The sequence below is a fragment of the Embleya sp. NPDC127516 genome, assembly GCF_044765325.1.
Lineage (GTDB): Bacteria > Actinomycetota > Actinomycetes > Streptomycetales > Streptomycetaceae > Embleya.
Window position 1 is genome coordinate 40,663 of record NZ_JBIWJT010000046.1, and the last position, 10,870, is coordinate 51,532.

The window sequence follows — 10,870 nt, forward strand, 5'->3', positions numbered from 1 at the left end:
TTCACCCATGGGTTCTTCGTCTTCACTTTCATGATTTGGGGGTTCGGAGGTGGTGCGTTTCGTGGTGTCGGTGCTCGCCGGGATGCTGCTCTTCATGGTGTTGGTCCCGGTGCTGCTGCTCGGGGGCGGCGACAGCGGTGGTGTGACGCTCACGGGCTCGGGAGGCGCGCTGCGCGAGGACGCGAAGATCCCCGCCGAGTACCGGCCGCACATCGAGCAGGCGGCGACCAAGTGCCCGGAACTGAACCCGGCGCTCCTCGCGGCCCAACTCAAGCAGGAGAGCGCGTGGGACCCGCGCGCCGTGAGCAACGTCGGCGCGCAGGGCCTGGCCCAGTTCATGCCGGGCACCTGGACCACCTACGGCGTCGACGGCAACAACGACGGCCGCAAGGACCCGTTCGACCCGATCGACGCCATCTACTCGATGGCCAACTACGACTGCGTGGTCCTCAAGGAGGTCGCCGGCATACCGGGCGACCCGATCGAACTGATGCTGGCCGCCTACAACGCCGGCCCGGGCGCGGTCAGGAAATACCAGGGCATCCCGCCGTACGCCCAGACCCAGGAGTACGTGCGCATCATCAAGGCCACCGCGGCAGAGCTGGCCGCGGCGGCAGCGTCGGCCGAGACCGGCGAGGGCATGACGGCCATCATCGCCTGGGCCCAGCAGCAGCTGGGGACGTCGTACTCCTACGGCGGCGACTGCACCGACGCGCACGGCCCGAACATGGCGCGGCACTGCGACTGCAGCAGCCTGATGCAGATGGCATACCTGCGCGGCGCCGGGCTGAAGCTGCCCCGGGACACCTACGGCCAGATCGACGCAGGCCCGAAGGTGACCGGACAGCCGCTGCTCCCAGGGGACCTGGTCTTCCCGAACGAAGGCCACGTGGGCATGTACGTGGGCACGATCCCCGGATTCGGCGACGACACGATCATCGAGGCGCCCAAGACCGGCTTCAACGTGCGCTACGCCCACTTCCGGGACTCCGGCTACTGGTCGAAAGGCGTGGTGGTCCGCCCCTCGGTCCTGGCGCAACTGGCGGCCGTGGCCCCCCTCGCGAAGACCGGAGGAGGCGAAGGACAGGGCGGCTGGACACTACCGCTGGCCTCGTACACGCTGACCGCCCGCTTCGGCCAGTCCGGCGACCGCTGGGCCCACAACCACACCGGCCTGGACTTCGCCGCCGGCGAAGGCACCGACGTCCGCGCGGTGGGCGGCGGCGAGATCGTCGAGGCGGCCTGGGCGGGGGCGTACGGCAACCGCATCGTCCTGCGCCACGGCGACGGCACGCTCACCTGGTACTGCCACCTGTCCTCGTTCGTCCGCCCCCAAGGCAGCGTCGCCACCGGCGAGATCATCGCCAAGGTCGGCTCGACCGGCAACGTCACCGGCCCCCACCTCCACCTCGAAGTCCGCCCCGGCGGCGGCGCCCCGATCGACCCGTACGCATGGCTGCAAGGCAAGGCCCTGAAACCGTGAACATCCCACCACAGGGGGAGAGTCCCATGACCGATTCCGACCACGTGACCCGTCGGCGAGCGGAAGCCGCCCGCATCCTGACCATCCTCGAATCCTGGTCCCGCACCCACTTATCCGACGTCGAGACCCGAGGCGACCGCACCGCGATCGCCCACTGGACCCGCGAAACGAACATGTACACCCACGCCCTCCGCTCCCTCCCCAGCGCAGACGCGGAACGCGTCGAGGAACTCATCACCACCCACGGCCCTCTGGCCCAGGTGGTCGCGCGGCCGTGAACAGCCGCCGAAATCAAGCCGGTTGCCTCGGCATCCCCGCGCTTCTGCACAAGTGGAGCACACCCCGGCCGGGCCCGCCCGGGGTCTCGCCATCCCCGTTGCGCCCCGGACACGGCGTGTGATCACAACCGACCGGTTGTCGGCCCGCTCACGGTCGAACGCCCAGCTCGGTCATCTGCTCCCGCTCGCGTCGCTGCCCTCGATCAGTCTCGGCATCGTCCCGCTGTCGGCGAACCGCACGACACTGTGTCCGGTGGAGGACTTCCGGATCTTCGACGGGCGACGCGCGGAGCCGCAGTGCGCAGTAGCCGGGTTCTCACGGGCGTGTCGAGGACCGTTCCGGGTCGCGTCCGGGGGAGACCACGCCGTGTGTGGTTCGCGGGCTCGACTGTCGGGTCGTTGGCGACCCTCGAGGCCACACCGCGTCCTGCCGACCGTGACGGCCGGCAGGACACGCGTGGGCCTGACGCGGCTGTTCGGCCGCATCCGGTGGTACCTGCGCGAAGCCACCGGTGAGGCGACTGCGACCGCCCCTGCCGGCGCCACCTGCGCAACCATCCTGACGCGCCCGTGCCGTCCCCGCGGGCCCATGAGGCGTGGCGGACGAAGCAAAGGGAGGAACGCCCCCAGGCCCACTGCTGTCGACGGTGCGCGGAAAGCCACCTCGGTATCGGGCAGCGGACACCGTCGGTACGGGGACGCGCGCACGCGCCCGATCGGGCGCGTGCGCGTTCACCGGGGCACCCTTTCTCGAGGCGGTGCCGTCCTCGCCGAGGCCACCCGGGCCTCGGCGAGGACGATCGCACGGCCCGTTCGGCGCTACGCGAGGTCCGGCGCGTCGCCCTCCTGGACGCGTCGCCAGGCCCGGCGGTACAGGTCCGCCGCCGGCTCGAGCGGCACGAGCACGCCCAGCGGCGGATATTGACCACCCGTCAGGCCGAACAGCGGCAGCTTCCACGCCTCCAGGGGTAGTTGCGGCGACTTCTTCGCCAGCCACTCACCGGGCACGAACAGCGAACGCCCGGCCCTGGCACGCCGCGCAGGCAAAACCAGTTCGGTCGTGGCCAGTTCGGCCCGCGCCGCAGTCAGCCGGGCCGGTTTCCAGCCCGTCCAGCGCGCGATGTTGCGGTCGGTCGGATCCGGCATCGCCAGCAGCATCAGATACATGGCGACGGCGTCCTCGCCCAGTCCGTATACGCTGCCGAGCTCGCCCACCAGGTCGGGCACCGACCGGGTGGGGTCCTGCGGCCACCACGTGCCGTCCGGACCGTGCCCACCGGCTGCCGGGTCACCGGGGTCGGCGAGGAGCGCGGCGAAGGCCGGATCGAACGCGAGGCGCAGCGCCTCCCGGGTCGGCTCCGACCTGCGGGTCCACTCGTCGAGCGCGTACACCTCGCGCAGGTACGGGTCGCTGCCGGCTTCGTCGAGCAGGTCGGTTCGTACGACCAGGTTCGACACGATGCCTGCGTACCGGTCCCAGTCGAGCGCGGCGATCACGACCGCGCCGTACCGCTCCCATCCGTCTCCCGTTTCATGCGGACTGCCCGCGGCCTCGCGGAACGCGCCGTAGTGGACGTTCGGGCCGAACTCGAGCACCATGCCCGCGGCCGACAGCCGCTCCCGGATCAGGCCCAACGCTGTGGACAGGGCGTTCCGCAACGGGTCGCCGGCGGGCAGCCGGTGGGCCAGCCAGGCCGCCATCGCGGTCGTACCGACCAGGACGCCGTTGGAGAAGCCGCGGCCCGGCGGCCCGGCCTCGGAAACCTCGCCGCGCTTGGTTCGCCACCCGAGATCCCGGGTCAACTCCGGCGAAGAGGTCGGATCGAGTACCGCGCGCAGTGCGGGGTCCGCCGGCCACGGTTGCTGCCAGGGTGACATCGACGCCGGGGCGGGTACGCCCGCGGCCTCGGTGAGCAAGGCGTCGGGCAGCGGCATCCGCCGACCCACCCGCGCGTTCCACACCGCGATGGCGGCGGTCACGTCCGGGCCGTCGGTCCACAGTCGCGCCGGGTCCGCCGGCAACAGCGCCGCGACCACCTCCGCGGGAATCCGGTCGAGCGCGAGTCGAGCCACGTCGGCCGCCGCGACCCGGGTGTCGGCCGGTTTCAGGCCGAGCATCTCGCGCAGTTCGGCGGCCGGGGCGTCCTTGCCCGCCGCTGCCGGCAGGCCCGCCACCACGAGCCGGGCGAGCGCGCGGGAGACACCGGTTGCCTCGGCGAACTCGTCCGCCGCCGCCGGGTTCCACCCGAACTGCCCACGCTCGGCCCACTCCGCCAGGAACGCGCGCAGCGCACCCGGCTCGCGGTCGGCGCCGATCGGTTCCACGGCCGTCACCGTGTACGGCGCGGGCACCTCGAACCGGCCCGTCGGGTCGTGGAACAGCGCGGTGAAGTCGCAGCCCGAATCGCGGCTGCGTGAGCCGTGCTCCGGGTCGTTCGCCGCCACGACGACCAGGAACGCGCCGTCGGGAAGCCGCAGGACACCGCGCGAACTGTCGTGCCAGTCGCTCCGCCATCGCGCGGCGACCAACGCTTCGTGCTCCAGCCGCAGTTCGACGCGTCGCCAGTGCCCGTCGCGGGCCGAGTCCAGACCCAACACGTCGATCGATTCCAACAGCCGGCGCAGCGCCTCGCGCTCCTCCGGCGGCGTCGTGGGGGCCGCGGCCCGAAAGGCGACGGCGTCACACACCCCCAGGAGAGTGCCCCACGGCACCGAGGAACTGCGCAGTTCCGCCCCGCCGAAGTGCAGTCGCTCGTCGATCTCCCCGGCCGCGGGTGACGGGCGCTCGTCGCGCAGCGCCTCGAGCAGCGCGCGGAGTTGCCGAAACGCGAGCTGGACGCCCTGAATCCCGTGAAAGCCCACCGCCTTCGAATATCGGCTCAGGTACAGGCCGGCGAGCGCCTTGCCCAGCAGGGAATCGCTCGGATCGGTGCGCGGATCGCCGAACTCGCGCTCGGGGCGTCGATGCGCGACAAGCCGGTCGGCGACGCCGTCGAGGACGGCTTGCCGCTCGGCGGTGAACCGCACCACGCCCGCCACCCCGGCCGCCAGGGTGTCGCTGCCGATCCCCGGGAGCAACGCGCGCACCGTGCCGGGCAGGTCCACGCCCTCGGCCGTCGCCGCCTTGAGCAGCGCCGCCGCCGTCTCGTGGTCGATCGCCCGCAGGGCGGCGGAGCCTTGTGGGTCGCGCGGGCGCAGGTGGGACCAATACGCGGTCGGCGGCAGCGTCGGGTGACCCGCGACGAAGCGCTCGTCGGCCACGGCCGTGACGACGCCGTCGGGGTCGAGCAGCAGGACCCGGTCGTCCCGGTTCCGGACCAGGGTTCGGAGACGAGCGTCACCGGGCAGGGTCAACGCACCGAACGGGTGGTTCTCGAAGTAGTCGTCCCGCAGCCGCGCGGGCATCGTCACCGAGCGCCCCGCCAGGTCCCGGCCGCGCATCGAGCCGTCCGGCAGGACGGTCACCTCCCACGCGAGCAGCCCGTCCACCGGAACCCCGAGCGGGGTGGACTCCGCCGAGGGGGCGGGGCGTACCCAAGCGTGCCTGGACGGCGGCGCGGCGGTCGGGAAGTCGAGCGCGGACAGGTCGCCTCGTTCCCCGGTCGTCGGGTCGTGGCCGAGCCAGGACGACGAACTCTCGTCCCACACCCGGAACGTGGTCCCGTCGCCGATCACCGGCAGTTCGTCGGGCACCACGTCGTCGCCGGGGCGCAGCGTCCCGCCACCGGTGGTCCGCCCGCCGCCCGGTACCGGCAGCGAGACCGCGCCGGTACGCAGCGACCACTTCTCGGGGTCGGGCTTCCCCCGCAGCGCCACGACCTCGTTCTCCGCCGCGTCGGGGCGGTGCCAATACCCGAACAGATTGTTCGGGTAGGTCCGCCAATAGACGAGCAACGCGCCATCCACGAAGTGGAACGCGGGCCGGCCACGTCGGTCGCGTTCGGGCGGCAGCCGTGCCTCGTGGCGCAGCACGCAGCCCTCGGGGCCGAGCACGCGCACCTCGGGCCCCTTCGCGACGATCAGATGCGGCCACGCGTCCGCCATGACGGGGTTGGTGTGGGTGCGACCGCCGCCGGTAGCGTCCTCGAAGTCCGGCCAACTCAACTCGTCCAACAGCCCGCCCCGCAGGGTTCGTACGAGTTCACGCACGAGGTCGACCCGCGCCGCCGCGGCCACCTCCTCGGGGGCCAACGCCACGATGTCGTCCGGCAGCCACGCGAGTCGTCCGTGCGCGGCCGGCAGTTGCGGCAAGCCCTCCGCCACCGCGGACCGTCGCGCGACGTCGCACACCCATCCCGTCAACAGGGTGCGCCCGCCAGGCGAAGCGGCCAACGTGCGCACGGCGCGCAGATGGTCCCCATCGTTGTAGAAGCCGTCGGCGCCCCGGCCGAACGCCCCGGCGAACCGCGGCTCGGCGGCCAGCGAGAGCAGGTCGCGCCGGTCTGCCTGTTCGGCCCATCGGAGCGGTTCCAGTCGGGTAAGCGGCCCGGGGTCCGCCACCGGCACGTCCAAGGCCAACAGCAGGTCCAACAGGTCGAGATCGCATTCGAGCGTCCTGCCCATCGCGACCGTCCGACCCGACGCGATCAGTTCGGAGCGCAGCCGGTCGGCCACCCGCGTCACCACGGCGTGCAGCAGCGGCAGTCGCGGGTCACCGCCCCATCCGCCGCCCCACGCCCGCAGAACGCGGTCGAGCCAGCCGGCCGTGCCGTCGGCGGGCCGCTCCGGCGCGCTCACCTGGGCGCCGTCGCCCAATCCGGCGGTGGCCCCCGACGCCTCCAGCAACGCCAGCCACTCGACGATCAGCGCCCGGGTCTGGTCGCCGGTCAGATTGGCGTGGCTGCCGGGCATCAGCTTCAGCAGCATCCCCCGGACGGCCGGATCGCGCCGCGCGAGGTCGACCAGAGCCGGCCGGTGCGCACTCCACCAACCCGACGGCGCGTCGATCACCGCGGGAAGGGCCAGCATCTCGGCGAGGTAAGCCTGTTCACGCGCCGCCTGATCGCCCGCTGCGCGCGCGAGCCGGCGCACCGCCGAGGCCATCTGCGCGGACGGGGCCAACCCCGCCTCCGTGCGTCGTACACACAATCGGGTGAACCGGCGGAAGGCCTCCGCACCCGAGAACCGGGTCGTCAGGTCCTTCGAGTACTCCGCGACCGCCTTGGCCGGCAGCGCGTCGGCGACCGCGAACTCCAGGAACACCTCGTCCACGTGTTCGTCGTCCACGCTCAACCCGTGCTCGGCCTCGGCCAGGCGCGCGGCGCCGAGCATCTGCGCCGCGAACGTCGCATGCCGCGTGCTCAGGAACACCCGGCCGGCGTACTCGTGGAGCGCGGGTAGCAGGTGCGGGTAGGAGACGCTCAGCTCGTGGGCGATGCGTTGATAGATCCCCAACGCGGTCTTGGGCGCGGACCACGCCCGATCGCGGGCCCTCGCCAGGTCCTTGGCCAGGTCGGGGAGTAACACGAACACCTTCGCGGCGTCGTGTGGATGGTGCAGCCGTATCCACTCCGGGAAATCGGCCGACTCTCGCGTGCCCACGCTCGTACACCTCTCGGTGATCGTACGGCGCCGGCGAACCGGCGCCCGGTCGCGGCAAACCATACGGGTGCTTCCGGACACCCGCCCCCGCGAGACGCGGCTCCCAGGCATGCGGCACCCACGGGTGCGGGCGGGGCGACGCGTCACAGCCCAACGAACGTACCCCCGGCGGGCGTGACGATCCCGCCGAGCAGTGCCAGGACCAGAATCAGCCGGCGCACCCGGTCGTCCGGGACCTTTCCCTCGACGCGTCCCTGGGCGAGTACACCCAGGACGAGTCTCCGACGCACACCCACATGGAAGGGGCCAGGCTCGGGGCATCCTCGGCCCCGACCGAAAAGACGTCGACGACCACTCCGTAGAACCGGGCGTCGGGCACGAGCCGGCCGCCGACCATCCGGCGTCCGCGGCGTACGACGACACCGGCGGACCACCCTCTCCCGCCGCGACGTTCACCACCCCGCTCGCGGCTCCCACACCGATCGCGTCCCGACGCCCGCGCAACGCCTGCACCCACAGGCCGTGGGCCACACCCGCGAACGGCCGCGACGACGACCAGCCCGATCCCCACCGGCAACGCCCCGCCCACCCACGGGGGTGGGTCGTCGAGCGGCAGTTCGCCGCCGAACAACGCCAGGCGCCTGCCACCACCGCCGTCGGACCACAAGGGCGGCATCGAGAACCTCAACCACTGCGTGGAGCGGATGCTGTTTGCCGCCCTGCCCGGCCACACCCCCCAACAACCCCGCCGACGACCCGACCGCACACCCGCCGGCCCGACACCGTCCTTTCGCGACTTCATCGCCGAACTGTCGGCCTGGGCGCACTGGTGGGCCACCGAACACCACCCGGCAACACCGAACGGCCGCACCCCCCTCGAAGCCCGGGGCGCCGATTCCACCCCGACGGTGACACGCTCGTGACACCAACGCGTCCCGCGCCCCACAGGCGCCCCATCGGAACGATGGCCCGCTTCCGCGTCGGCGAAAGCTGCCATGTGCCAGTCCCGTTCGCGTCGCCGGCTACGTCCATCGCATCCCGAGCGCGTCCAACGCCGCGATCCGCTCGGCCGGGAGTTTCGTCCTCCTGCTCCTGGTGGTGCTCACCCACAGTCCGAGCCGTACGTCCTCCGCCCAGCCGTCGAACGCGGTCACGGTCTCCACGGGGCCCGCGGCCCCTCCATGTGCCCCACCCGGGCTGGGTACGCCGCCGCCGCGGCGAGCGCGATCGCCCACGCCTGCTCGCGCGTGCGCTTCGGCCGAGCCCCTCCGGCACCGCGGCCTCGGCCGCCTCGTTGACCAACGTGAGTGGGGTGAGCCCGAGCGCGAGCAGCTGCTCGCGTTGTTGCCTGGTTGAGGCCGTCCCATCCGGAGTGCTGCCGGGCGACCCGCCGCCCGATCGCCGTCCTGCGGTGCACGACGCCCAGGCCCACGCCGTCCGACCGCGATCTGTCGCCTTGTTCGGCCAGGAAGTCGGCTGCATGCCTGGCGTGCCGTTTGCTCCGTCCCCGGCTGTTTTGAAAGATCTTGTCGATTGACCATGTGCCGACCATTGGATTTGCAGGATCTGGGACGGATGGTCGGTTCTGTTGGGAAACCCCGTGGACGGTGGACGAGGTCGCCTCTCGGTGGCCGTTCGTGTCGTTCCTGATCGGTGTCCTTTCCGAGGGCTGTCTCGGTGGGTGAGGCTTGGAACGTCCTGTCGATGGGTCGTGGCCGCGGTTGAGCCGCTGCGGTGTCGCCGGTGTGGCGGTTCCTGCGGCGCCTCTCGGCTTCCGGTCACGGTTTCCTGTCTGATTTTCCTTGCGACTTTCGGTCGGGTTATCGGTCTGGGGATCGGGCCTGTCGATGGCGCCGTGTGGTGTTGCCGGGCTGGGGAAGGCGGCTGCGGCCAAGGAGAACGAGGGGGCGGAGTGACGACCGGATCCGCCACGGGGGTCAACGCCGACATTCTCGGCGAACTGCTGCTGTTCCTCGCCGAGAACGGTTTCGTCGAACACGTGGGATCCTGGGTCGGCGACGCCACGCGGAAGCTGCCCGTCACCGGCGCGCGGGTGGGCCGCGCCGTGCGCGACGCGGCCCCGGGATGTCGGGTCAGCCGTCGCTCTCCGTTCCTTCGGCCGCTGCGGACACGGCCGGGTCGGCCAACGCGCGCACCGCTGCCCCCGCCACGCCCGCGCCGGTCATCCCGAGGGCGCCGGCGACCACGATCGTGTACGCGCCCATGTCGATCGTCGGAAGCGGCGCGCCCGGCAGGGTGGCGCCGAACGCGGCCGCCGCGGCCCACGCGACGGCGGTTCCGGCGGCGATGCCCACGGCGGCCGTGAGCGCCGTCTCCACCGCCAACATGCGTGCGACCAGGGCGCGCGGGGCGCCGATCAGCCGCAGGAGTGCGAACTCCCGGCGGCGTTCCAGGGTCAGCGCCGCCGACGAGTTGACCGTGGCGACGGCGCCGAAGCAGGCGAGCAGGACGAGTTCGGCCTGCCGCAGCCACACGTCGCCGGGCGAGGCGACGCCGGCGAGCGCGGACCCGGCGTCGAGACGCGACGTGTGATCGATGGTGTCCGAGACGAATCGGAACGTGCAGGCAAGACCCGTCAGGAGGGCCACCGGGACCACCGCGGCCGACACCCGCCGGGCGTGCCCACGCAGATTGGCCGCGACGAGTCTGCCGACTCGCGGCGCGTACGGGCGCAGCGGCACCGCGGCCGCGGCGTGGACCAGGAACGGCCCGAGCAGCGCCACACCGAGCAGCAGGATCAGGGCTGCGAGCAGCGCGCCCTGGCCGGCCTCGTCGGGCGATCGGCCGCGCAGGAACATGCAGAACCAACCGCCGGTTGCGAGTACGACGACACCCGCGGCGAGCCGGAACAGGCTGCGGGCGGGCGCCGGCGCCACCGGCCGCCCGGACGTGGCACCGCGGGTGGCGATCGGCACCACCACGGCGCCCACCAGTACCGCCACGGCGGACGCCACCGCCATCGGGACCGGTGCGGCGGGGACGTCGATTCCGTGCGCTGCCAACCCGTGCGCGGCCAGAGCGTCGACGAACCACCGCGCGCCGTACGCTCCCGTCGCCCAGGCCGGCGGACCGACCACGGCCACGACCGCGGCGATCTGGAGCCGGACGAGTCGCCGCACCTGGCGGGGGGTCGCGCCCGCGGCGCGCAGCAGGACGAGTTCGCGCTGCTGCTGGCGGGTGGCGTAGCCGAGGGTGGTGGCGACCACGAACACCGCCGCGACGACGGCGATTTCGCCGAACGCGCCGCCGAGGAGCGCGAGTCCGGCCCGGCCGTCGGGGGCCGGGGGTGCGGGGGTCGCGACGAGCGTCCCGAACAGCGTCACGGACGCGATGGTGAGGAAGACGGCGGCGGCGACTCCGGCGAACGTCATGGGACGGGCCCGCATCCCGGCATACGCGAGGGCGGGCATCGCTGTGGTTCTCATGTCTCCAGCGTGGCCGCCCGACCGGCCCCCGGCCGAGGGCGCAGCCTCCCGTATCGGGGTTCGGGAAACCACACCCCCGACGCGGCCGAAGCACCCAGGGAACCGAGACGTGGTGTGCCCAC

Annotated in this window: 6 protein-coding genes; 2 read left to right on the forward strand and 4 right to left on the reverse strand. The window is 72.6% G+C overall.

Annotated features, from left to right (window positions below; translation table 11 throughout):
* Positions 1-49: 49 nt before the first annotated feature.
* Both ACIRL2_RS46975 and ACIRL2_RS46980 read left to right on the forward strand, forming a co-directional pair.
* On the forward strand, positions 50-1,483 hold the full coding sequence (locus tag ACIRL2_RS46975) for a peptidoglycan DD-metalloendopeptidase family protein (protein ID WP_402241228.1): 1,434 nt from the start codon (positions 50-52) through the stop codon (positions 1,481-1,483).
* A 26-nt stretch (positions 1,484-1,509) separates the two neighbouring features.
* The gene (locus tag ACIRL2_RS46980) at positions 1,510-1,761 is read left to right on the forward strand and encodes a hypothetical protein (protein ID WP_395873521.1); all 252 of its coding nucleotides are present in this window, start codon (positions 1,510-1,512) and stop codon (positions 1,759-1,761) included.
* Positions 1,762-2,580: 819 nt separating this feature from the next.
* Here the strand turns inward: ACIRL2_RS46980 and ACIRL2_RS46985 are convergent.
* The 4 genes from ACIRL2_RS46985 to ACIRL2_RS47000 form a co-directional block, all read right to left on the reverse strand.
* Positions 2,581-7,302: a DNA-binding protein gene (locus ACIRL2_RS46985; RefSeq protein WP_402241230.1), complete on the reverse strand. Its 4,722-nt coding sequence runs from the start codon at positions 7,300-7,302 to the stop codon at positions 2,581-2,583.
* Between the two features lie 143 nt (positions 7,303-7,445).
* A complete protein-coding gene (locus ACIRL2_RS46990) occupies positions 7,446-7,592 on the reverse strand; it encodes a hypothetical protein (RefSeq protein WP_402241233.1) in 147 nt (48 codons plus the stop codon).
* Between the two features lie 732 nt (positions 7,593-8,324).
* Positions 8,325-8,465 (reverse strand): helicase associated domain-containing protein, encoded by a 141-nt coding sequence (locus tag ACIRL2_RS46995; protein ID WP_395873523.1) that lies wholly within the window; start codon positions 8,463-8,465, stop codon positions 8,325-8,327.
* A gap of 930 nt (positions 8,466-9,395) precedes the next feature.
* Positions 9,396-10,748 carry an FtsX-like permease family protein gene (locus ACIRL2_RS47000; RefSeq protein WP_402241235.1) on the reverse strand — a complete coding sequence of 451 codons (1,353 nt, stop codon included), beginning with the start codon at positions 10,746-10,748 and terminating at the stop codon, positions 9,396-9,398.
* Positions 10,749-10,870 lie beyond the last annotated feature (122 nt).

Bases quoted from the DNA above. Each gene is read 5' to 3' on its own strand.
- ACIRL2_RS46980 (WP_395873521.1), top strand. From the start codon at position 1,510: ATGACCGATTCCGACCACGTGACCCGTCGGCGAGCGGAAGCCGCCCGC.
- ACIRL2_RS47000 (WP_402241235.1), bottom strand. From the start codon at position 10,748: ATGAGAACCACAGCGATGCCCGCCCTCGCGTATGCCGGGATGCGGGCC.